General features: G+C 66.5%; 21 protein-coding genes. 11 read left to right on the top strand and 10 right to left on the bottom strand.

Annotated elements, in window-relative coordinates; translation table 11 throughout:
* Positions 1 to 45 precede the first annotated feature (45 nt).
* The 4 genes from ON32_RS09740 to ON32_RS09725 all read right to left on the bottom strand — a co-directional run bounded on the left by ON32_RS09740 (position 46) and on the right by ON32_RS09725 (position 3,824).
* Positions 46 to 570 (bottom strand): type VII secretion system-associated protein, encoded by a 525-nt coding sequence (locus tag ON32_RS09740; protein ID WP_051133066.1) that lies wholly within the window; start codon positions 568 to 570, stop codon positions 46 to 48.
* 137 nt (positions 571 to 707) lie between these two features.
* A complete protein-coding gene (locus ON32_RS09735) occupies positions 708 to 1,868 on the bottom strand; it encodes a sulfotransferase family protein (protein ID WP_040790505.1) in 1,161 nt (386 codons plus the stop codon).
* Between the two features lie 16 nt (positions 1,869 to 1,884).
* Positions 1,885 to 2,661 carry an SDR family oxidoreductase gene (locus tag ON32_RS09730; RefSeq protein WP_040790504.1) on the bottom strand — a complete coding sequence of 259 codons (777 nt, stop codon included), beginning with the start codon at positions 2,659 to 2,661 and terminating at the stop codon, positions 1,885 to 1,887.
* Positions 2,661 to 3,824: a hypothetical protein gene (locus ON32_RS09725; RefSeq protein ID WP_040790503.1), complete on the bottom strand. Its 1,164-nt coding sequence runs from the start codon at positions 3,822 to 3,824 to the stop codon at positions 2,661 to 2,663. Before ON32_RS09725 ends, ON32_RS09730 begins: the two co-directional genes overlap by 1 nt.
* An 81-nt stretch (positions 3,825 to 3,905) precedes the next feature.
* Here ON32_RS09725 and ON32_RS09720 point away from each other — a divergent pair, with 81 nt between their 5' ends.
* From ON32_RS09720 to ON32_RS09685, 8 genes are all read left to right on the top strand, one after another.
* Positions 3,906 to 4,868, top strand: coding sequence for a helix-turn-helix domain-containing protein (locus ON32_RS09720; RefSeq protein ID WP_083874274.1), 963 nt, complete (start codon positions 3,906 to 3,908; stop codon positions 4,866 to 4,868).
* A gap of 9 nt (positions 4,869 to 4,877) precedes the next feature.
* Positions 4,878 to 5,810 carry a sulfate adenylyltransferase subunit CysD gene (gene cysD, locus ON32_RS09715; protein ID WP_040790502.1) on the top strand — a complete coding sequence of 311 codons (933 nt, stop codon included), beginning with the start codon at positions 4,878 to 4,880 and terminating at the stop codon, positions 5,808 to 5,810.
* Positions 5,810 to 7,642 carry an adenylyl-sulfate kinase gene (gene cysC / locus ON32_RS09710; RefSeq protein WP_040790501.1) on the top strand — a complete coding sequence of 611 codons (1,833 nt, stop codon included), beginning with the start codon at positions 5,810 to 5,812 and terminating at the stop codon, positions 7,640 to 7,642. Before cysD ends, cysC begins: the two co-directional genes overlap by 1 nt.
* A 66-nt stretch (positions 7,643 to 7,708) precedes the next feature.
* Positions 7,709 to 9,502 carry an acyl-CoA dehydrogenase gene (locus tag ON32_RS09705; RefSeq protein ID WP_040790500.1) on the top strand — a complete coding sequence of 598 codons (1,794 nt, stop codon included), beginning with the start codon at positions 7,709 to 7,711 and terminating at the stop codon, positions 9,500 to 9,502.
* A 39-nt stretch (positions 9,503 to 9,541) separates the two neighbouring features.
* Positions 9,542 to 10,156: a QsdR family transcriptional regulator gene (locus ON32_RS09700; RefSeq protein ID WP_040790499.1), complete on the top strand. Its 615-nt coding sequence runs from the start codon at positions 9,542 to 9,544 to the stop codon at positions 10,154 to 10,156.
* Between the two features lie 158 nt (positions 10,157 to 10,314).
* Positions 10,315 to 10,821 (top strand): YbaB/EbfC family nucleoid-associated protein, encoded by a 507-nt coding sequence (locus ON32_RS09695; RefSeq protein ID WP_040790498.1) that lies wholly within the window; start codon positions 10,315 to 10,317, stop codon positions 10,819 to 10,821.
* Positions 10,818 to 11,132: a WXG100 family type VII secretion target gene (locus tag ON32_RS09690; RefSeq protein WP_040790497.1), complete on the top strand. Its 315-nt coding sequence runs from the start codon at positions 10,818 to 10,820 to the stop codon at positions 11,130 to 11,132. Before ON32_RS09695 ends, ON32_RS09690 begins: the two co-directional genes overlap by 4 nt.
* A gap of 79 nt (positions 11,133 to 11,211) precedes the next feature.
* Positions 11,212 to 11,640 (top strand): nitroreductase family deazaflavin-dependent oxidoreductase, encoded by a 429-nt coding sequence (locus tag ON32_RS09685; protein ID WP_040790496.1) that lies wholly within the window; start codon positions 11,212 to 11,214, stop codon positions 11,638 to 11,640.
* Between the two features lie 96 nt (positions 11,641 to 11,736).
* On the opposite strand, the gene ON32_RS29955 is transcribed toward ON32_RS09685, so the two are convergent.
* Positions 11,737 to 12,135: a zinc-binding dehydrogenase gene (locus ON32_RS29955; RefSeq protein WP_245550920.1), complete on the bottom strand. Its 399-nt coding sequence runs from the start codon at positions 12,133 to 12,135 to the stop codon at positions 11,737 to 11,739.
* A gap of 64 nt (positions 12,136 to 12,199) precedes the next feature.
* Between ON32_RS29955 and ON32_RS29950 the strand changes: the two genes are divergently transcribed.
* On the top strand, positions 12,200 to 12,493 hold the full coding sequence (locus ON32_RS29950; protein WP_245550919.1) for a hypothetical protein: 294 nt from the start codon (positions 12,200 to 12,202) through the stop codon (positions 12,491 to 12,493).
* A 532-nt stretch (positions 12,494 to 13,025) separates the two neighbouring features.
* A complete protein-coding gene (locus ON32_RS09675) occupies positions 13,026 to 14,402 on the top strand; it encodes an MFS transporter (RefSeq protein ID WP_051133065.1) in 1,377 nt (458 codons plus the stop codon).
* Positions 14,403 to 14,478: 76 nt separating this feature from the next.
* Here the strand turns inward: ON32_RS09675 and ON32_RS09670 are convergent, their stop codons facing one another.
* The 5 genes from ON32_RS09670 to ON32_RS09650 form a co-directional block, all read right to left on the bottom strand.
* On the bottom strand, positions 14,479 to 15,066 hold the full coding sequence (locus tag ON32_RS09670; RefSeq protein WP_040790495.1) for an NAD-dependent epimerase/dehydratase family protein: 588 nt from the start codon (positions 15,064 to 15,066) through the stop codon (positions 14,479 to 14,481).
* A gap of 94 nt (positions 15,067 to 15,160) precedes the next feature.
* A complete protein-coding gene (locus tag ON32_RS26990) occupies positions 15,161 to 16,015 on the bottom strand; it encodes a protein kinase family protein (RefSeq protein ID WP_157224141.1) in 855 nt (284 codons plus the stop codon).
* A 104-nt stretch (positions 16,016 to 16,119) separates the two neighbouring features.
* On the bottom strand, positions 16,120 to 16,410 hold the full coding sequence (locus ON32_RS09660; RefSeq protein ID WP_040790494.1) for a hypothetical protein: 291 nt from the start codon (positions 16,408 to 16,410) through the stop codon (positions 16,120 to 16,122).
* 212 nt (positions 16,411 to 16,622) lie between these two features.
* Positions 16,623 to 17,444: an LLM class F420-dependent oxidoreductase gene (locus ON32_RS09655; RefSeq protein ID WP_040790493.1), complete on the bottom strand. Its 822-nt coding sequence runs from the start codon at positions 17,442 to 17,444 to the stop codon at positions 16,623 to 16,625.
* A gap of 129 nt (positions 17,445 to 17,573) precedes the next feature.
* Positions 17,574 to 20,495, bottom strand: a complete 2,922-nt coding sequence (locus ON32_RS09650) for a helix-turn-helix transcriptional regulator (protein ID WP_157224140.1) — start codon at positions 20,493 to 20,495, stop codon at positions 17,574 to 17,576.
* A 292-nt stretch (positions 20,496 to 20,787) separates the two neighbouring features.
* Between ON32_RS09650 and ON32_RS09645 the strand changes: the two genes are divergently transcribed.
* Complete coding sequence (locus ON32_RS09645) at positions 20,788 to 21,915, top strand: beta-ketoacyl-[acyl-carrier-protein] synthase family protein (RefSeq protein ID WP_157224139.1); 1,128 nt, start codon at positions 20,788 to 20,790, stop codon at positions 21,913 to 21,915.
* Positions 21,916 to 21,921: the final 6 nt, after the last annotated feature.

The following is a 21,921-nucleotide window of genomic DNA, read 5'->3' as shown; positions in this document are numbered from 1 at the left end:
CTTCATCGGTGGAAACAATGTCGTGCGTCCCCAGGTGCTCGAGATCTATCTGCCCGACCGCCGCAACGCCCGGGTGAGAAGCCGAAACTGTGCGGGACTGCCCGGATTGATCAGAATGTCGACCCCAGGCGGTACGAGGTCCGGTAGCGCGCTGCCCGGCACCGGCCACCATCTATCCGCGTCGACCCGACGCTTATGCACGGCCGCGGTGACGACCGCGACACAGGGCACCCCATCGGGCGCCGACCCCACCAGCGGTTCGTTGTACTCGTCGCACCCGATCTCCACCACGGCGTCGCGCAATGTCGGCACGATCTCGTCACCGACATCGTCACCGCGAACACTCCGCCGCAGCACGGCATCGGTGGGGTCGGTTGGCGCCGAGTCGTCGGCGGGCAGATAGTTCGGATTGGGTTGAAACGGACCGGGCTCACCGTCTTCGCCGAGCAGCCAACCGCCGACGATCATCTCCTCCGGCGGTACCGCGGCGGATGCGCTCTCCTGCCACCGTGGATCGACGAGCATCAACCAGTTGTCCCGCCGAATCACACCCGCCGTGGAATCTTCCATATCCGCCCTTCTGCGCCCGATACGTCGTGGGCCGAACGGGTCCCGCACGGAACCGCCGCCCACGTGGCCACACCGTAACCGAACATGATCGGGAGCGAGGGCCGATACGTGATCGAAAACCTTCTGCGCTAAGGACTTTAGCCGGGATAGTGCGTTTCCAGATAGGAGGCGAAGGCCCGGTCGACCTCGGATTCGGTGAGGCCGAAATCATCCAGGGTGTAGCGATGGGCGGGACGGGCCGCTCCCGTGGTGGATTCGGCGTGCAACTCGGTCATGGCCGCTCGTGCCGCCTCGGTGAAGGTGAGACCGAAGTGATCGTAGATCTCGGCGACGGTGCCGATCGGGTCGGAGACGAAATCCTCGTAGTACACATCGCAGAACTGCGCGGCCGGGTACTTCTTCCGATCCGCGAGGAAGGTGTGGGCACCGCGGGACCACAGCTGCAGCTGTGTCCGTCCGACGACCGGACCGCGGAACTTCTCCGACCATCCCGCCGACGCCTGCTCGTTGAGACTGCACACCGACGCTACGATGGTCCTGGGCGCCCGGTGCATCTGGATCACCAGGGCGTCCGGGTACACGCTCATGAGGGCGTCCAGGGCGAACAGGTGGCTCGGATTCTTCAGCACCCACCGCCGGTCGCGGTCGTTGAGACCGATGAGCTGTAGGTTGCGGCGGTGTCGCCGGTAGGCACCGGTCCAGTCCTGTTCCCGCAGCCATTCCGAATAGGTGGGCAGGTAGGCCAGACATTCGTAGGAGATCGACATGGCCGACTGACGCAGCAGCTGCCAGCACTCCTCCACCTGATCGGCCGAGATATGGTGCACACCCATGAATTCCGGGTGTTCCACATGATGCTTCTCGTATCCGGCCTGTAGCTTTCGGAATACCGGATTGTGCTCCCAGGTCTCGCGCGGCGGCCGTGGTTGCGGCATTTCGGTGAGCCACATCTCCAGGCCCTGATGTCCCGGGTCGGCGGTGAGCAGCCGATGGACGGCCGTGGTGCCCGAGCGGGGCAATCCGGTTACGAAGATGGGTCGTTCGATGGGGATCTCGGTGTATTCGGGGTGCTGTTTCCAGGCCGCTTCGCTGAGCAACCGGGCAATGAGCGCGCCGCGCAGAAACGCCCGGTTGACCTTGTTGCCGAACGGGGTGAGTTCGGCGTCCTTCTCGTATGACTCCAGCAGCACCGCCAGCCCGGTGCGGTAGTCGTCGTCGCCGAAATCGTCCAACCCCACCACTTTGGTGGCCGAGGCGCGCAGATCGTCGACGGTGCCGACATCGTCCCTGCCGATCATGGTGTCTCCAACTCCCTCAGTGGTGGAATTCGCCGCAGTTCACATCCAGACATGCCCCGGTGACGGCCCGGGACATATCGGAGGCGAAGAAGACCACGGCATCGGCGATCTCGTCGGGTTCGGGGAGCCGGCGTAGATCGATGGTCGAGGCGGTCTCGGTGTAGATGTCTTCGGCGGTGACGCCACGTTCCTTCGCCAGATAGTCGAAGTACCACTTCAGGGTGTCCGACCAGATCCAGCCCGGAGCAACGGAATTCACACGGATACCGCGGGGCCCGAGTTCGGTGGCCAGGCTCTGCGACACGGCCAACAGTGTCGTCTTGGTCATCTTGTAGGGGCCGTAAGGTTGCCGGGAGTGCCGCAGCACCGCCGAGTTGATCATCACCACCGATCCCTTGGTCTCGGCGAGCGCGGGGGCGAAGAGTCGGGTGAGTCGCAGGGCGGCGAACACATTGGTTTCCAGACCGGTGCGCAGATCGTCGAGTGCGACATCGGTGAGGTCGGCCATCGGCGGCATGGCGAAGGCATTGTTCACCAGGGCGTCGACCCGGCCGAAGGCGTTCGTTGCGGCCTCCACCAACCGCTGCGCAGAGTCCTCGTCGGTGATGTCGGTGGGCACCGTCACGGCGCGACGGCCCGAAGCGGTGATCTCCGCGGCCACCTCGACCAACCGGGATTCGGTGCGCGCGGCCAACACCACATCGGCGCCGGCTGCCGCACTGCGCAATGCGATGGCACGGCCGAGTCCGGGACCGATCCCCGAGATGACGACCACTTTGTCCTGTAGGAGCATCAGCCCAGCATCCTTTCCGCCACCGCGGCCTGTCGGGCGGCGATCCGCGCGGCCCAGTCCTGCGGCGTGATCCGCGACTGCGTGTAGTAGGGCAACCGGTTCGGCAGCTCGTCGAACGACACCACCTCCACGGTCGGCCCGTCCTCGGGTTTCATCTCCCGTGACAGGCGCTGCCAACGGAACTGCAGATAGCCGCGGTCGTGGCCGATCCGTTCGATCCAGTTGACCAGGCCGGGGTCGCGTTCGCTGATGACGAGCCGGATCATGCCGTCGGGGTCGACCTGCGCCTGATCGGCATTGAGGCTGGTCTGGTGGTTGATGTAGTCCAGCGACAGATACCACATACTGCCGAGTTGGAAGCCTTGATAGGGTGCGTCGGATTTGGGAACCGTGAGGATCATGACCTGGTCGTCGGTGAGTTCGTAGTGACCTACCGAGGAGAACTGGGTGGCCAGGCCGCCGGGGGTGCGACGCGGCTCGGTCATGGTGTTGACCGGCAGGTTCAGGTAGAACCATTCGGGAAACGCCAGGAAGGTCTTCAATCGCGAGATCAACATCTTGCCCGCGACCTCATAGCGTTTGGCCATCAGATCGGTGGTGACGGGCGGCGGCGCGGCACCGATCTTGTCGACGCGGGCGATGCGGATGGTTCCCGGCTTCTCGGTATTCCAGTCACCGAAGACCTCCCGCACCGCGAGCATGGTCGAATCGGGGGCCAGTTGGATGTGGTTGCGTCCACCGGGCCGAGGGCCCAGTCGCAGTTCGAACGAGCCGTCGGGGGCGATGTCGAGGGCGCGGTCGTCGAAGGCGGTTTCGCCGTCGGGCACCTCGGTGGGCGAATAGTTGCCGTTGAGCACCTGGAAACTCAGGTCACGGGTGGTGCCGCGGATGCCGGTGACCACGTATTCGGCATCGGGACGCAGATTCGCGTGGTAGTAGAGGGTGTCCGGGTTGTCCAGGCCCATCTTGGTGTAGGGGCCGGTGGATTGGACGAAGAACGGAAAATCCCGTTCGTACGCCCACGACATCTGGATGGCGGCGCGGATACTGCCCGCCAGATAGTCGTAGCCCTCGGCAAGGTCCTGTTCGGTACGGATATGCGGGGCGCCTTTGATGATCTCCTCGGCGGCGGCGACGGCGTCCGCGAACGGCTGGGTCAGCACGATACTCCCGGTGTTCCATATATGTACCGCTCTGGTACATTTCGATGAAAAAGACATTAGAACCTGTTCTAGGAGTGGTCAATGTCGCCCGAGGCATCCACACCGTCTGCAACCGCCCTGCGATCCGCGATCGCAAACCCCCGGGAGGTAGGGCGTCGGTCCGCACCCACCCGGCGGGTGATCCAGGTGCTCGACTACTTCGTCACCCGGCGGGGCCGTCGGGCCGGATTGTCGGAGATCGCCCGGGAGCTGAGCCTGGCCAAACCCACCTGCCTGGGCATCCTCACCGAACTCACCGCCGCCGGGTATCTGACCCGCGACCCGCGCGGCCTCGACTACGGGCCGGGACCGGCGCTCATCGCCGCGGGCCGAGTCGCCCAGGACATCTTCTCGATCGCCGGTCTGGCCCACCCCGAACTCGAACGGCTCGGTGCCGCCTACCACACCACCTGCACGGCCTCGGCGATCGTCGGGGAGCGGATCAGCATCCTGGACAGCGCGGGTCCGGGGATGGTGCGAGTGGGCGCCACCTACCCGTTCGCGCCACCGGTGGGACTCATGTATGTGCTGTGGGACACCGACGCCGCCTTCGAGGCCTGGTTGGCCACCCCGCCCACGGTGCCACTACGCCAGGACGAGACCCGACTGCGCCGTATCGTCGCCGAATGCCGGGAGCGCGGATACCTGGTGGAGAGCATGACCGGCGCGGGGCGGCGACTGTATTCGCTCCTGGCCGGCGTGGCCGCCCACGATCTCCCCGACGAGGTGCGCAGCGCCGTCGCCGAACTGGTCACCAGCCTCGGCGAACGGGTGTATCTGGGCGCGGACCTGCGCCCGCGCAAGGAACACCCGGTGAGCCTGCTCGCCGCCCCCACCTACGATGCCGACGGCCGACAGCAGATGGTTCTCACCATGTACGTGGGCAAGTCCGTCACCGGCGCCGAGATCGCCCGCAGAGGGGCGGCGCTGGTGGCCGCCGCCGATGCCGTCACCGCCGCCGCGGGTGGGCGCAAACCGTTGACCTTCGATAGAAACGTGTTCTAGTTTTCTAGTGTGAGCCAGCACGCGAAGTCGACGGCAGGCAGCTACGAGCTCTCCCATCAGGCTGCGCTCGAGGCCGAATCGACCCATATATTCCGCGAAGTCGCGGCCACCTTCGAACGTCCCGTCCTGTTGTTCTCCGGCGGTAAGGACTCGGTGGTGATGCTGCACCTGGCGACCAAGGCGTTCTGGCCCGCTCCGCCGCCATTTCCGATTCTGCACATCGACACCGGACACAATTTCGACGAGATCATCACCTACCGCGACGAGACGGTCGCCCGGCTGGGGCTGCGGCTGATCGTCGGACGGGTACAGGACGATATCGATGCCGGGCGCGTCGTGGAGGACACCGGCCCGGGGGCGAGCCGAAACCGGCTGCAGACCACCACCCTGCTGCGGATGATTCGCGAACACCGTTTCGACGCGGTATTCGGCGGCGCCCGCCGCGACGAGGAGAAGGCACGCGCCAAGGAGCGGGTGTTCAGCTTCCGCGACGAATACGGACAGTGGGATCCGCGCCGCCAACGCCCGGAACTGTGGAACCTGTACAACGGCAAACACCGCCCGGGTGAGCACATCCGGGTGTTCCCCCTGTCGAACTGGACCGAGCTCGATATCTGGACCTATATCGCCGACGAGGGCATCGAACTGCCCCCACTCTATTACGCCCACCGCAGGAAGGTGGTCCAGCGGGACGGAATGCTGTTGGCACACACCCGTTTTCTGCATCTTCTGGACGGAGAGCAACCCTACGAGGCCACGGTCCGCTTCCGCACGATCGGCGACGCCACCTGCACCGGCTGCGTGGAGTCCACCGCCGCCACCCCTGAGGAGGTGGTGGCCGAGGTCGCTGCCTCCCGCATCACCGAACGCGGTGCCACCCGAGCCGACGATCGCATTTCCTCCGCCGGGATGGAAGACCGCAAACGAGAGGGCTACTTCTGATGAGCACCCTGCTGCGCCTGGCCACCGCGGGCAGCGTCGACGACGGGAAATCCACCCTCATCGGCCGGCTACTGTTCGATTCCAAGGCGTTGTTCACCGATCAACTCGACGCCGTGGAACGCGAAGGCCGCGAACGCGGCGAGGACCATCCGAATCTGGCACTGCTCACCGACGGACTGCGCGCGGAACGCGAACAGGGCATCACCATCGATGTGGCGCACCGTTATTTCGCCACACCCCGACGGAAATTCATCATCGCCGACACCCCGGGCCATATCCAATACACCCGCAATATGGTCACCGGCGCCTCCACCGCCGATCTGGCGCTGATTCTGGTCGACGCCCGTAAAGGTGTGGTGGAGCAGACTCGTCGACACGCCTTCCTGGCCTCATTGCTCGGGGTTCCCCACCTGGTGCTGTGCGTGAACAAAATGGACCTGGTCGACTGGTCGCAGCAGCGGTTCACCGAGATCCGGGAGGAGTTCGCCGGTTTCGCCTCCCGGCTGAACATCGCCGATCTCACCTTCATTCCGGTCTCGGCGCTACAGGGCGACAATATCGTGCATCGCAGCACGGCCATGCCCTGGTACGAGGGCACTCCCCTGCTGCACCACCTCGAGGAGGTGCATATCGCCTCCGATCGCAACCTCATCGATGCACGGTTGCCGGTGCAATACGTGATACGCAGCGGCGCAACGGATTTCCGTGGCTATGCGGGAACGATCGCGGGTGGGGTGTTCAAACCGGGCGACGAGATCGCGGTGATGCCATCGGGTTTCACCACCACCGTGACCCGGATCTGGGGTCCCGGCGGTGTTCCGCTCACCGAGGCGTTTCCCCCGCAGGCGGTCACCGTGGAGCTGGCCGATCAGCTCGATATCTCGCGGGGCGACCTGTTGTGTCGTCCGGCCAATCGCCCGCAGGTGGGTCGCGACCTGGACGCCATGGTGTGCTGGTTCGCCGACGATTCCACCCTGCGTCCGGGCGCGACCTACCAGGTGCGTCACACCACCCGCAGTGTGATGGCTCAGGTGCGCTCGCTGGACTACCGACTCGATGTCAACACCCTGCACCGCGACGAGGGCGCGCGCGCACTGGCGCTCAACGAGATCGGCCGCGTCCAGTTGCGGACCCGGCAACCGCTGCTGTTCGACCCGTACCGCCGCAATCGGGGCACCGGAAGTTTCGTCCTGGTCGACGACACCACCGGCGACACCGTCGGCGCGGGAATGATCGCCGGCGCCGGCCTCCCGTCGTCACGGGTGGTCTGGCATGCCACCGCGGTGGGCCGCGACGAACGCGCCACCCGAGGCGCGACCGTCTGGCTGACCGGCCTGTCCGGTTCCGGTAAATCGACGGTGGCGGTGAAGCTGGAACGGCGGCTGGTGGCGGCCGGTCGCCCCGCCTTCCTGCTCGACGGCGACAATCTGCGTCATGGTCTCAACTCCGATCTCGGTTTCACCACCGCCGACCGGGCGGAGAACGTGCGCCGGGTGGGTGAGGTCGCGCGATTGTTCGCCGAGGCGGGGGTGGTCGCGATCGTCTCGCTGATCAGCCCGTATCGCGCCGACCGCGACCGCGCCCGCGCGGTCCACGAGGCGGCGGGCCTACCGTTTCTGGAGGTCTTCGTCGATACTCCACTCGAGATCTGCGAGGCCCGCGATCCCAAGGGGATGTACGCCAGGGCACGAGCGGGAGAGATCCGCGGCTTCACCGGGATCGACGATCCGTACGAGCCACCGCTCACCCCCACCCTGGTCCTGCGTCCCAGCGATGGCGACCCGGCCGCCATGGCCGCCGCGATCTTGGCTAGGCTCACCTCGACACAGTGAGATCCCCGCGGTATCACAGCCCCTATATTGATACACTCACCCTAATATGTATCGAAAGGGTTGGGTATGCGACCTACTCTGCTGTCCCGGCGGGACCTCGACTTCCTGCTGTACGAATGGCTCGACGTCGAATCGCTGACCGCCCATCCCCGCTACGCCGAGCATTCCAGGGAAACCTTCGACGCCGTCCTCGAGCTCGGCGAACAGCTCGCCACCAAGTACTTCGCCCCCCACAACAAACTCAACGACGCGCACGAGCCCACTTTCGACGGCGATAAGGTCACCATCATCCCCGAGGTGCGCACCGCCCTGAACGCCTTCGCCGAGGCCGGTATGGTCGGCGCCACCATGGACGCCGAACTCGGCGGCGCCCAACTGCCCGCGGCCGTGGCCCAGGCCGCCCTCGCCTGGTTCCACGCCGCCAATCCGGGGACCAGCGCCTACCCGATGCTCACCATCGGCAATGCCAATCTGCTCACCAGCCATGCGGATGCCGAGCTGGTGGACCGATTCGTGCGTCCGATGATCGAGGGGCGTTTCTTCGGCACCATGTGCCTGTCCGAGCCGCAGGCGGGATCGTCGCTGGCGGATATCGTCACCCGCGCCGAACCCCGAGCCGACGGCACCTATCGAATCTTCGGCACCAAGATGTGGATCTCCGGCGGCGATCACGAACTGAGCGAGAACATCGTGCATCTGGTGCTCGCCAAAATTCCCGGCGGCCCGCCCGGCACCAAGGGAATATCCCTGTTCGTGGTGCCCCGCTATCTCGTCGGCGCGGACGGGTCGCTCGGCGAGCGCAACGACATCGCCCTGGTGGGGCTCAATCACAAGATGGGATTTCGCGGCACCGTCAATACGGTCCTGAACTTCGGTGAGGGTCGGTGGACACCCGGCGGCGAATCCGGTGCGGTCGGGTATCTCGTCGGAGAACCGCACCGGGGGCTGAGCTACATGTTCCACATGATGAACGAGGCGCGGGCCGGCGTCGGCCTGGTGGCCGCGGCACTCGGCTACACCGGATACCTCGAATCCCTCGACTACGCCCGCACTCGCCTGCAGGGCCGCACCAAAGGCACCGATCCGACCACCCCGCAGCGACCGATCATCGAACACGCCGATGTCAAACGGATGCTGCTGGCACAGAAGAGCTATGCCGAGGGCGCGCTCGCCCTCGTCCTGTACTGCGCCCGGCTGATCGACGAGCAGCGCACTGCCGAGTCTCCGGAGCAACACCGCGCCCGCACCCTACTGTTGGATATCCTCACCCCCATCGCCAAGAGCTGGCCCTCCCAGTGGTGTGTGGCCGCCAACGATCTCGCCATCCAGGTACTCGGCGGTTACGGCTACACCCGTGAGTACAACGTCGAACAGCACTACCGCGACAATCGCCTCAACCCGATCCACGAGGGCACCCACGGTATCCAGGGCCTGGACCTACTCGGCCGCAAGGTCACCCAACACGGTGGCGCGAGTCTGCGTGAACTCGACACCCGCGTGCGCGCCACGATCGCCGCCGCCCGGATCGTCGGCGGCGAGGCCGCGGAGTTCGCCGATGCCCTCGAGGCCTCGTGGGAGCGGCTGGCCCGGGTGACCATCGAATTGTTCGCCACCGGAGATGTGGAGCGCGCCCTCGCCAACAGTTCGATCTATCTGGAGGCCTTCGGTCATATCACCATGGCCTGGATCTGGCTGGAACAGCTGCTCGCCACCCAGGGCCGCACGGATGATTTCTACGAGGGCAAACGGCATGCGGCGCGCTATTTCTACCGATTCGAACTACCCCGCACCGGACCACAACTGGACCTGCTCGCCGCCCTCGACACCACCACGCTCGATATGCGCGACGCCTGGTTCTGAGAAATTAGATACATTTCATTCATCGTGTATCATTCAGCGATGAAGACCGTTTCCAATGCTGCCCGCCCACCCGGTCGGCCCGCATCCGCCACCCGCGAACAGGTCGTCGAACTGGCACGGCAGGCCTTCCTGGCCGGCGAACGCGTCGATATCCAGGCCATCGCCGCCCAACTGCGGCTCAGCCGCGCCTCCGTCTACCGCTGGTTCGGTTCCCGCGACGGGGTGCTGGGCGCGGTTCTGGCCGGTGAGTTCGAAGCGCTGATCGATCGCGCAGACGCCCGCCGCCGCAGCAGCGGCGCCCGCCGTATCCTCGACGTCCTGGACCGGGTCAATCGTTGGATGGCGGGCAACGAACCGTTTCGTCGCTATTTCGAGAACGAACCGATCGCCGGCCTGCGCATCCTCACCTCCAGCGACGGCCCGGTGCAACCTCGTGTCCTGGCGGCGGTGGAAACGCTCATCGCCCGCGCCGAAGAGGACGGCTATCGTCCCCTACTGGAGCGATCACTGCTCGCCTATTCCCTGGTCCGCCTCGGCGAGGCCTTCCTCTACAACGACAATGTCACCGGTCTGCGCGGCGATGTGGACCGGCTCTACCAGGTACAGGCGGCGCTGCTCAATATATCCCCCGACATCTCCCCCGACGGTGAATAACCCACCGTGCGTCTCGTTTTCCGCATCGAACAGGGCAAGATGATGGAGAGCCGACCGCACCCGCCGCGATCGGATCCCCCTCGGCACCGGGGAACCGTTCGGCGGGCCGCCGCGTCGAATACAGATATGGCACCGAACTCGGAAACAGAGGTAACAGGATGACCGGCAGCGACCGCGCGGCGGCGGCCGCGCGCAACGACGCCCTGCGCGCAGACGTCGACGAACTATTGGCGACCCTCGAGCGGCAGCGCCAAGGCCTGGCCGAGGCGCAGGCCCGCCTGGCCTCGATGACGGTTACCGCTTGGTCGTCGGACAATCTGGTGCGCGTCGAATCCAATGCGGCCGGCGTACCCGTACAGGTGCGCCTGGAACCCGAGGCGTTCAAACGCTCCACCCCGGAGAAACTGGGTCGTTCCATCACCGAGGCCGTCCAGGCCGCGGCCCGCCAGGCCACCGAGGCCGCCGAACAGGCCTACGCCCCGGTCGAAGAGGTAGCGGGCGATGTGCCGGATCTTCCCGATCTGGTGCCCGGCGCGCCCAGTATCCGCGCGCTGGTCGATTCCCTGTTCCCCGATCCCGCCCCGGCCCCGCCGCCGGAGCCGATGGATCCGGAGGAAGAGGACTCCTACTACCGCGAACGCCGCTACCTGGGAGGTGACCGGTGAGCACGATCAAGGTCGACCCGGAAATCCTGCGGGCGAGCCGACCCGCGGTCGCCCAGGCAGCGGACAAGGTCTTGTCCGTGCTGAACGCCGCCAAGTCGGCCATCGAGGCCGAAGGCGAATGCTGGGGCGGCGACGAGATCGGCACCAAATTCGCCGAGAAGTACAAGCCGGGCGCCGAGGAGGGGATGAAGGGCATCGACCTGTTGAGTCGGGCCATCACCGCGATCGCCACCGGCATCGACGAGGTCGCGACCGATTTCGAGAACCAGGACCAGCAGAACGCCGCCGCCCTCGGAAACGCGGTTCAGTAGGCCGGAGCACAACCGTTCTCGGTGCCCGCACCACGCCGCGTCGGTTGTCGCTTCGAACCATCACCGGAAGGATCTGTTCATGAGCACATCCGAGGACTGGAATGCCAAGATCATCGCCGAGTTCCGGGCGAATCAGGGGCGCGTCGGTGGCGACTTCGAGGGCGCTCCGATGGTCCTGGTCCACCATCGGGGTCGCAAAACCGGCCGCGAGCTGGTGACTCCGCTGATGTACCTGCCCGACGAGCACGATCCCGACACCGTCTACGTCTTCGCCTCCAAGGCCGGAGCCCCCACCGACCCGGCCTGGTACCACAACCTCGTCGCCGCCGGCACCGGCGAAATCGAACGCGACACCCGGACCTACCCGGTGACAGTGGAGGAAATCACCGGCGAGCAACGCGACCGCATTTACGCCGAGCAGGCCCGCCGCTATCCCGGTTTCGCCGACTACGCTCGCAAAACCGCCGGTATCCGAACCATTCCGGTCCTGGCACTGCATCGTGCCTGATCGCGACACCGAGCCGAAACAGACACCGGCCGCCGTTGGGCGCAAGCCTCGATCACCCCGCCCTACGGCCGTCGGCGAGCCGTGCCCCGTTGCGACCTACACCGTCAGCACGGTCCGACCGATGGCCGTCCTGGTCTCGATGGCGGCGTGGGCGCGATCGGCCTGTACGTGGACACCGCGCCGATACTGCTCCGCGGCGTCGGCCTGCAGATCGAACAAGGTCACGACCTCGACATTCCGATCCACACCCGTGGTGGTCGCGAAATCGCCCCCAGCCGCGCCGTACCCGATGAACCGGCCGCCGTCGGCGGTCACGGCCGGCGCGGCCGAGCCCAGCGCACCGCCGGCGCCGTCGAACATCAACCGAGGACCGGATCCCCCGGTCGCGGCCGGCACCTGCTCGGTCCAGTCGTTCTGCGAATAGTCGATCACCGCATCGGCTCCGAGACGGCCGGCGAGCTTCAGTTTGGCGGCACCACGGACCGCGGCGATCACCGGCGCGCCGGGCGAGCTGGATCAGCAGGGTGCCCAGCCCTCCGCCCGCGGCGGTGATCGGCACATGATCACCGGCCTGCACCGCGGCCCGCTCGAAGATCCCCAACGCGGTACGACCGTCGTGCACCACGGCGACAGCCTTGGTCGGGGATATCTCGGGCGTTTCGATCAGGGACAACGCCTTGGCGAGTGCCCGTTCGGCATATCCTCCGATGGGCAGGCCACCGCCGATACCGCTGCTCGCGGTCGCCGTGGCCACCGATTTACCGATCCAGGCCCGATCGACATCCGCGCCGACGGTGCGAACCGTACCCACCACGGCCCCACCGGGATGTACGGCGGCCGCACCGGAAAGTAGTCGACACCCCACCCGGAACGCAGCCGGGTGTCGAGGAACATGACATCCGCAGCGGCGACCTCCACCAGCACCTCGTCCTCCCTCGGCACCTCGTGCACCGTCAGGACCTCCGCCCGCCGAATTCCGTCACCTGTACTGCTCTCATGAGAATCTCCTCGAGTTCGATCGAACAACGACCAGCCTGATACCTCGAGTAAGCTTCAGGCCAAGTGCTCGGTGGAACGGAAGGGGATTCCCCCGACGACAGAGCCCGCCGCGGCGGCCCGAGGTCACGGTTACCGCTTCGGAACAGACCCGCTCCGTCTTTCTCCTCCCCTCCGATGTCCCGTCGGGGCACACTGAAGGGAAGTGTTTCGGGACAAGTGGCGTCTCGCCTCCGGGCAGGCGCGCGGCATATTCTCCGCCTCCGCTGTTTCCTCGGTGCAGGAGCGCTCATGAATATTCTTCCCGCCCATCGCCGCACACGACACCGGTTGAGCCCCCCAGAAAACGGCTCGCGTTACCTCGGCGGCCACAGAGGTCGACGCAACCGATGAGCGGCGCCCTCACTCCCGCCCGCGCGGCACTCGTTTCGCCGACTCTCGGGCTGTTCATCTGCGGCTTCGCCGGCTCGAGCCCGATCGTGGTGGTCGGCGATATCAGCGCGGACCTGCACACCACCGTCCAGGGCGTGCAACTGGTTATCACCACCTTCCTGCTGGTCGTCGCCATGCTGATGATTCCCGGCGGCAGGTTCGCCGACCGCTACGGCGGTAAACGCTGTTTTGCCGCGGGGCAGGCCTTCTTCGGTATCGGAGCCGTACTGAGCGCGCTCGCGCCTGGAACGGGATGGCTCTTCCTGGGTGACTCGATCCTCGAGGGTGTCGGGGCCGCTTTGCTGATCCCGTCCGCTTACGCCCTGGCCGGCCCGTCACGCACCGATACGGCCACCCCCGCGCGGGCATTGGTCGGGCTCACGACCGTGGCCGGAATCGGGGCCACGGCGGGGCCGCTGCTCGGCGGGATCATCGCTGCCGGGCTCGGCTGGCGGGCGATCTTCGTATTCCAGGTGTTGGTGATCGCGGCGGCGGGGTGGCTCGGTCGACACATCGATGCCCCCGCGCCCGTGGACCCGGCGAAGCCGTTCGACATTCCTGGCGCCGTACTGTCGACGGTCGGGGTGACTCTGCTCGTCATGGGCGCCCTGGCCGCCGACGAAGATGTTCGTTTGATGTGGGCCCTGCTCGCGCTGGGCGCGGTGGTCCTGGTGTGGTGCTTCCGTTGGGTTCGCGGGGAGGAACGGGCCGGTCGCGAACCGTTGGTCTCGTCGGATCTGTTTCGCCATCGCGCTGTCGTCCTCGGTCTCATCACGCAGAACCTTCAATGGCTGTTGCTGACGGGAACCGTATTCGTGGTGGCGGCATACCTGCAGGTGGTGTGGGGTTACGGTCCCGGCCGGACGGGCGTGCTCTTCCTCGCGACCATCGTGGGTCCGTTGGGCGCGAGGTGGGCGGCCGCCCGATCGGCGCGCCGGTACACGCCGCGCGTGCTCATCATGACGGGCTTCGCCGTGGCGGTCATCGGCGTCGACCTGCTGCTCGTTCTGGCGGGCCGCGATGTGAGTTCCTGGGCTTTCGTACCGGGATTACTGCTGGTCGGCATGGGATCGGGGGTGATGCTGTTCCCGTCGATCGATGTCGTTCGATCCGGATTCGGTGAACGACAGCCCAGGGAGATCCCCGGTTTGTCCCATGGCGTATCCGCTCTCGGAGCAGCGCTGGGCCCCGCCGTCGCCGGGACCGTCCTCACCGCCGGCCCGACCGGTCACGCCTACGCCACCGCGATGATCGTCCTGGCCGCCTTCGGCATCGCCGGATTGGGCGTCGCGGCCTTCCTCCCGACACCTCCGGCCACGCCCCGCGCTCGGTGACCGCGAAGGTGGCATGACCGTCCACGGCGATATACAAGGTGGCGATATACAAGGTTCGGCACCATCCGAATGGGGCTCAGCCGGCCGATTCCTCGACCAGGACCACGATTCCGCTCGGCGCCTCCAACAGCGAGGCGATGCGGGCCGCCGCCTCGTCCACGTGGATACGTGGCGGCGCCGGGGGTTCACCCTGGTAGTACGTACCCGGCCCGTACAGATGGCCGTATCGCACGACCACCCCACCCATCTCCAGTACGGCGTTCTCGTGCCCGGCGAGGATATCCCCGGATCCGGGCAGGCTCAGGACGGTACTCCAGGCGAGGAAACGCTGCGCCCCGGCCGCCTTGGCCGCCGATATCAGGTTCGCGGTGCCCTCGGTCAGCATCCGGGCGACCGCGACGGCCGATGTCATCAGGCGCGCGGGGTCGTCGGGTAGTGCGGTGATCTGGTGTATCACCAGATCGGGTGCGAAGACCACCATCGCGGAGGTGAGAGCGTCGAGGTCGTAGACATCACAGACCACCGGCACACCACCGGCCGCGCGGATGGCCTCGGCACGGTCGGGGGAAAGCGTGGTTCCCGCGACCTGGTGCCCGGCCGCGACCAATAGCGGTAGTAGGCGACTCCCGATGACACCGGTCGCCCCGGCCAGGAAGATGCGCACCCGGTCAGGCTACCGTGGGTCGGGTCCGAATCGGCGGTGGCAGACAGGAAAGTCACGGTTACCGGACGCCGAGGCGGCGCACTCGGGCATCGCCTCAGCCGTACGCCGGGATGCGGCGTAGTCGTCGGCTCTCCTCGAGGCGGGTGATCGCACCCTGGATGGCGCTTTCCGGAATGTCGAGATCGGCGAGCGCGGCATGGATGTGCTCGGGGCGTACCGCGTCGACGGCGCGGAGCACGTTCTCATGGAGAGGGTCTGCGCTGCCACGGTGGAGGGTGACGAAATCGGAATTCAGAATGAACTCCCGGGAACCGCGGGCAGGATCGGGAGTTTCCGGCAACGAGTAACCGTGGTCGAACGATACGAGGTCGCCGTGCAGATCCGGCCGGTAGTTGGAGCGGTGGCCGTCGGAGTTGCCGATGACATAGTGCAGAACGGCGACCTGCTGCTGTTGCACCGGGTCGAACTCGTCCCATCGCTTTCCACGTCCGAGCTCGACGAACTGCTGTACCGAGCCGGGGCCGTCCGGGCCGTCGATCAGCGCCGTCGGCGGTACCCGGCCGAACCCGAACAGCTGGTCGACCCGATAGGCGGCGACCTCCCGGCAGGCGAGCCGACCCGGTTCATGGGTGATCCAATTCCGAGTTCCGAAGGATTCGCCGGAGAAGGGCTTGTAGACATTGAGCGTTCCCCCGTCGTCGGACGGCAGGATGCGCACCGTGTTCGAGGTGAATATCAGATCCGCTTCGAACGGGTCGTCATCTCGTAGTCGCCGCCGCTGCATCTCCAGCTCACCGGCGGGTGGGGTATAGGAATCGCGGTGTTCGGTCGACGGCGGTATCGAACCGTCGACCGTCGTGCTCCGCTCGTTCGTAAGCAGGCCGATGATCGGACCATGGTCCGCGCGGCCATCCATCCGGCCCTGGAATTCACCTGACGAATCGAACATCGATACTCACCCCCAGGCGATCACTCCTCGTGGTCAGGGGACGCCGGTGTCGAACCGGACGTGGTGTCGGGGACGATGCCGTCCGGGACACCGTATCGCGCGACTCACACCGAAGTAGACGGGGTTTCGTCAACCAAACGGCAGTAGCTCATCCGTAACGGCTGCTGCATCAGTGCGCGCATGAAAGCGGGCCCGGCCGCAGGCAGGACATTCGGTCCGTCGTCGACCTCGGCTCCTTCGTCGTACCACTGCTGAGCCTGCAGACACCCTTGATCGTCGCTCGAGGTGAACAACACCCGCCCGGCCGCCGTCAACCGGAACTCGGCCACGCGCTGCGCACGACGGGCGACTATTTCGTACACTCCGAGCTGGGTCGGGGTTTGCTGGCCGGCCATTCAAACCTCCATCCTCTCCGCGGCAACCGTCACCACCAGCATCCCAGTTCCGGGATGCGAGGTCGACCTCGATTTGCCGAGCCCGTCCGCCCGAAGGCGCCCTCGGGGGGAAAGGCGACGACGGCAGGCTCGAATGACGGACAAATCGTTATCGTCGCCGACTCGTGCCTTCGTCCCCGATCGCGGCGCACGAGGTGGTACCGGGCCCGGCCTTATTCGCGGTAGCGTTCGGCCAGTTTCGCGATCTCGTCGAGTTCGCGCAGTGATTCCGCTTCCGGTTGGGTTTCCAAGCGCAAGGTCACGCGTTCGACACCGGCCTCGGCGTAGGCGTCGAGGACGGCCGGGTCCGGCGGGGCCGGAGTCACCGTCACCGGAAGACCGCTGTCGGCGAACTCCGCGAGTTGGGTCCGGACCTCCGCTGCCTCGGACACGCCGTTGGGGATCCAACCCATCCCGTGTCGAACCGCGCGGCGGGCCGCTGCCTCCGCACCACCGATATAGATGGGTGGGTACGGTTGTTGCCGCGGTTTCGGCCAGGCGTACATGGGATCGAAATCGATGAATTCGCCGTGGTATTCGGCGAGATCCTGGGTCCAGATCGCGATAATGGCCTCGAGCTGTTCGTCCAGGAGCGCACCGCGGGTCCTGGGGTCGGTACCGTGATCGGCCATCTCCTCACGGTTCCACCCGACCCCCACGCCGAAGACCACCCGACCGTCCGAGATCCGGTCGAGGGTGGCGACCTCTTTCGCGGTGTGGATGAGATCGCGCTGGATCAACAGCGTGACCCCGGTGCCCAGAATCAACCGCTCGGTGACGGCCGCGACGGCCCCGAGCGCGACGAAGGGGTCCATCGTGCGGTAGTAGACGCGCGGCAGTTCACCACCGCCGGGATAGGCGGACTTCCTGGAGGCGGGGATATGGGAATGCTCGGCGAGGAACAACGATTCCAGTCCGCGCTCCTCGAGCGCGGGGCCGAGTTTCGTCGGGCCGATCCCCTCATCGGTCAGGAAGGTGTTGACTCCGATTTTCATACCGGATGCGAACGTCGCGAACGTACCCGGATATTTCTCCGTCGGGTATGCCGGCCCGAGTGAACGTCTGCCGCGAAGACCGGCGCGATGGAACCGCCGAGTATGCGACGGATCCCATACGGCGGGTGGCTAGCGGAGGTGTTCGTTCGCCGCGGCGAGGGCGGCCAGTTCGGTGCGGGAGGAAACTCCCAGTTTGGTATACAGGCGGGTGAGATGGGCCTCCACCGTCTTCTCGCTCACGTACAGTTCCTCGGAGATCTGTCGGTTCGTACGCCCGAGCACCACCCGCGCAATGATCTCGGCCTGGCGTTCGGTCAGATCGTCGAGCCGGACCGCCGTCTCGTGCGAACCGTTCCGCTTACCGCGGGGCGTCCGAGCACCACTACGGTGCAGGGACAACCGGGCCCGCTCGGCGAGTCGCGCGGCCCCGCACTGCTCCGCCGTCACCAACGCCTGCTCGAATTCGCGCCGAGCCGCGGCCGTATCACCGTGCTCGGTGAGCACCTGACCGAACAACAGCTGCGCTCGGGCCAGTTCCGCCCGGGTTCCACTGGCCTCGTAGGCGGCGACGGCGTCGGAGGCGGCGGTCAGCGCGGCCGGTACGTTCTTGCGGACCAGGTGCATGCGCGCTCGGGAATATCGCGCATCCCCCATTCTCATGTGCAGTCCCGCCATACCGTCGACGATCGACTCGATATACCGGGTGGTCCGTTCGGCGGCCTCCACCCGGCCGAGCGCCAGCTCGCCCTCGACCAGAAAGCGATAGAAGTGCGGCATGGTCGTGGGATACATGGCCCCCAGCTCCTCCCCGCCGTCGATGGCGCGGATCTCGCGGCAGCCCTGGCGGTAACGACCGGCCTCGATGAGCGCACACCCGTAGATGAGCGGGGGATGCCAGGCGAACAGCGCGTCGGGTGCCTGGGCATTGACCTGCATGGCCAGCGCCCCGGACTCCAATGATGCCGCGGTGCGGCCCATCAGCAACAGCAGCCAACACCGGGTGGCCTCGGTCAGGGCCACTATCGGCGAATTACCGAGCATATGGGCGGTATCCACGGCGCTGGTCGCCGCCGCCAACCCCGGCTCCAGCATGCCCTGCATCTTGTATCCGAGTGCGCGCAGATGCTGCAATTCCACCAGATGTCGACCGTGACCGGTATCGCGGGACAGCCGAATACCCCGGTCGGCGTGGGCGATCGCGCTCTCCCAGCGTTCCATGGATATCTCGGCGTACACCACATTGGTGAGGCCGTCCAGGAGATCGGGAGCCACTTCGTTGTCGTTCAGGGCATCCAGGGCCGACACAGCTTCGTGGAGGTAGTTGCGGGCGTGGACCAGCGAGTCGCCGGACTGCATCGTGCCCATATAAGCGCTCGCCGCGGTCGCCATGAGATACAGGCGTCGGTCGTGCCGGACCTCGGCGCTGCGCTGCACCTGCCGAACGATCCGGGAGGCCTCCTCCCATTGGCGCATCATGAGGTGGTTCTTGGCGAGCTCCAGCCGCAATGTGGCTGCGGTGAGACTGTCCGGTGGGGTCATCGAAAGCGCCGTGGTGAGAAGACGTTTCCCTTCCCACGAGTTGCCCACTCCCTGCTCGGCCAACGCTATTCGCGCCATGATCCCGGCACGATCGCCCAGGGCCTCGGGGGGAATGATGGTCAATATCTCCCGTAGCACCGCCCCGCACGCGTCGAGGCGACCGGTCGAGCTGAGGGCGTCGGCCAATGCCAACATCAGGGACAACCGCTGCTCGGTAGGTGCGTCGTCGGGCAGCAGGCGCAGCGCGGCACGGAACCACCGGGCCGCCGCGACCGGCGCTCGCGGCGCCGCCGAAGCGCCCGCCCGGGTCAGCACGGCGATGGCCTCCGCGTCACCGATATCGCCGGCCTGTTCCAGGTGATGGGCCCGTATCGACAGCGCAGACGGCCGATGTTCCAGGGCGGCCGCGGCACGTCGATGCGCTTGTCTGCGCCGGCCGTATCCGATGCTCTCGTAGAGAGCGAGGCGGAGTATGGGGTGGCGGAAGGCGAGCCGCCCCGGGGTGGCGGTGCTGTGCACCAGCCCGGCGTGGACTATCTCGTCCGTGGCCGACCGGGCCGGTTCCTCGTCCAATTCGGCGATCTCGACAGCGAGATCGATATCGAACACACCGCCCGCAACGGCAGCGGCATGCAGTAGCCGTCGCCCCTCGTCCGACAACGACCGCACTTCCCGGGTAATGGCCGCTTTGATGGCATCGGGAACACCCGACGGGTCCGCGGTTCCGAGATCGGAGGGAATCGTGCTCTGCCGAGAACGCGCGATTTCCTGAAGGTAGAACGGATTCCCGCCACAGTGATAATGCAGACGGCTCAGTTCGTCGTGGTCGAAACGACCGGACAGCAGTTTCGCGGCGTCGTCCAGCGACAGGGGCCCCAACTCCAGTTCCGTGAGGGTTCGGTCGTAGACGGCGCGGGACAACAACGCCGAATGGGTTTGCGGTAGCTGCCGAGCCCGATGCGCGATCACCAGTGTGAGGCCGGAGATCCGGTGGCGCAGCAGGTGCGCGATCACCTCGATCGAGGCGTGATCGGCCCAGTGGACGTCATCGAGTACCAGCAGGGCGGGGCGACGGGCGACCAGCCGCTGCAGCAGGGCGTGCACCGCCCGGTGACATCGGTGCCGTTCGACCTGCAGAGTCGTTCGCAACGGTGTTGCCCAAGTGTTGAGAGAGGGGAGCAACCGACCCAGCTCGGCGATATTGTCGCCACCCAACTCCCGTAGTTCGCTACGGCGCAATGAACCCGCCGGCCCGTCCAACGCATCGATCACCACGGCGTAGGGCAGTGCGCGCTCCAGCTCCGTCCCACGTCCCTCGAACACCTGGAACCCCAGTTCGACGGCGCGCTGCACGGTTTCCGCCAATAGCCGGCTCTTGCCTATTCCCGGTTCTCCGGTCACCGCCACGGTTGTCGCCGCGCCGTCCCGCGCCTCGACAAGGGCCTCCCGGAGCACCCCCATCTCCTCGACCCGACCCACCAACGGCACTTCTTCTCGATCCGGTGAGACCACCGAACTGCCACCTCCGGACCTCGTACCGGCCCGGTCCACCGAACTACCGAGCCCTGGGCCGGGATCGTAACGAGAACGAGTTCTGTTGTCGCGCCAAATCGTCGATTACCGGAGTACCGCCCCCTTGATGTAGGGAATCCCCTACTGCCGTACCACCGGTACCGCATCCCATTCTTGGGGTGGCGGCGCCGCCGGCGCGAATTCCGTTGTACCCGGCGGCCTGCCGGGCGAGAGATTGGACAGCAGGTCCGTGCAGTCGACCGTTGTGTACCCCAAATTATCGGTTCCGGTCGTGGTTGTCCCCCCGCGACAGATACCGCACGGTGAACTCGTGGACGCGGTGCGTCGGGGATATGAGGGAGTGTTTCCGGTCGGAAGTCCGCGGGCCCGAGCGGTCGACCGAGCGGTCGCCATGGCGGGCCGCCTCGCCATCGACGCGCACCCCATGCACCTGGACCCCGGCGAGGTCATGGGCATACGGGGCCTGGCGGCGCGTAATGCCGCCGCATGGAACGCCTTTCGGGCCTATGCCGTGCCCGCCGCCGAGACGGCACTGCGCCGCGCCGGCGTCTCCGCCCACGAGGTCGACGCGGTGATCCTCGAGACATCCACGCTGATCGCCATGCCCTCGCCGATCACCGAACTGAGCAGAGCGCTATCGCTACGACCGGACTGTGCGGCATTGCCCGTGTTCGGTATGGGTTGCCGCGGCGGCGCGCACGCCATCACCCTGGCCCACACCTGGTTACGGGCACGCCCGCAGGACACGGTTCTCATCGTCACGGCCGATATCGCCTCACCGCATTTCCACATCGAATCGGAATTGTCGGAGACGGCCCTGGTCGGCAGTATCGTGTCGAGCACGCTGTTCTCCGATGCCGCTGCGGCCGCCGTGGTGTCCGCCGGTGTCGAGGAGGGTATCGAGCTGCTCGACGTCGCACGGTACGAGGTGCCCGGCACCCCCGACGCGATCGCCTGGGTCGCCACCGACGAGGGGATGCGGTTCCGGCTGACCAAGGACGCCGTGCGTTCCATCCCGGCCGTCGGCCCCACCCTGCTCGGACTGGTGGCCGGACAGGGGTGGACGGGTGCGGACCTGGCCGTCTGCGCGCTGCACTCGGGGGGGAACTCCATCATCCGCGACGCTCGGCAGGCGCTCGGGCTGACCGAACACCAGGTGGCGCCGGCGTGGCTGTCACTGTCGCGCGGCAACCTCATGTCCTCGGCCGTATTGGACGCAATCGCCCTGATCGCCGGTCGCGACGACCTACGGCCGGAACCGGGCGCCCCGGTTCTGGGCGCGGGTTTCGGGCCGGGGTTCGGCACCGACGCCTTCGTCGGCCGTGCTCTGTTGCCCACACCGTGCCCCGCACCGGCCCACCACGAAACGTCGGAACGCCACGACGTGGCGATCGCCTGATCCCGC

Origin of the sequence: Nocardia paucivorans NBRC 100373 (assembly GCF_000308675.1) — a bacterium.
Lineage (GTDB): Bacteria > Actinomycetota > Actinomycetes > Mycobacteriales > Mycobacteriaceae > Nocardia > Nocardia paucivorans.
The sequence above is the reverse complement of the archived record's forward strand: the minus strand, read 5'-3'. Positions and strand labels throughout refer to the sequence as shown.

What these genes read in the sequence shown, in the direction of transcription:
- ON32_RS26990 (WP_157224141.1), bottom strand. Translation starts at nt 16,015, where the DNA reads ATGTTCGATTCGTCAGGTGAATTCCAGGGCCGGATGGATGGCCGCGCG.
- ON32_RS09685 (WP_040790496.1), top strand. Translation starts at nt 11,212, where the DNA reads ATGAGCACATCCGAGGACTGGAATGCCAAGATCATCGCCGAGTTCCGG.
- ON32_RS09705 (WP_040790500.1), top strand. Translation starts at nt 7,709, where the DNA reads ATGCGACCTACTCTGCTGTCCCGGCGGGACCTCGACTTCCTGCTGTAC.
- cysC (WP_040790501.1), top strand. Translation starts at nt 5,810, where the DNA reads ATGAGCACCCTGCTGCGCCTGGCCACCGCGGGCAGCGTCGACGACGGG.
- ON32_RS09660 (WP_040790494.1), bottom strand. Translation starts at nt 16,410, where the DNA reads ATGGCCGGCCAGCAAACCCCGACCCAGCTCGGAGTGTACGAAATAGTC.
- ON32_RS09720 (WP_083874274.1), top strand. Translation starts at nt 3,906, where the DNA reads ATGTCGCCCGAGGCATCCACACCGTCTGCAACCGCCCTGCGATCCGCG.
- ON32_RS09675 (WP_051133065.1), top strand. Translation starts at nt 13,026, where the DNA reads ATGAGCGGCGCCCTCACTCCCGCCCGCGCGGCACTCGTTTCGCCGACT.
- ON32_RS09735 (WP_040790505.1), bottom strand. Translation starts at nt 1,868, where the DNA reads ATGATCGGCAGGGACGATGTCGGCACCGTCGACGATCTGCGCGCCTCG.
- ON32_RS09740 (WP_051133066.1), bottom strand. Translation starts at nt 570, where the DNA reads ATGGAAGATTCCACGGCGGGTGTGATTCGGCGGGACAACTGGTTGATG.
- ON32_RS09695 (WP_040790498.1), top strand. Translation starts at nt 10,315, where the DNA reads ATGACCGGCAGCGACCGCGCGGCGGCGGCCGCGCGCAACGACGCCCTG.
- ON32_RS09700 (WP_040790499.1), top strand. Translation starts at nt 9,542, where the DNA reads ATGAAGACCGTTTCCAATGCTGCCCGCCCACCCGGTCGGCCCGCATCC.
- ON32_RS09655 (WP_040790493.1), bottom strand. Translation starts at nt 17,444, where the DNA reads ATGAAAATCGGAGTCAACACCTTCCTGACCGATGAGGGGATCGGCCCG.
- ON32_RS09730 (WP_040790504.1), bottom strand. Translation starts at nt 2,661, where the DNA reads ATGCTCCTACAGGACAAAGTGGTCGTCATCTCGGGGATCGGTCCCGGA.
- ON32_RS29950 (WP_245550919.1), top strand. Translation starts at nt 12,200, where the DNA reads ATGATCACCGGCCTGCACCGCGGCCCGCTCGAAGATCCCCAACGCGGT.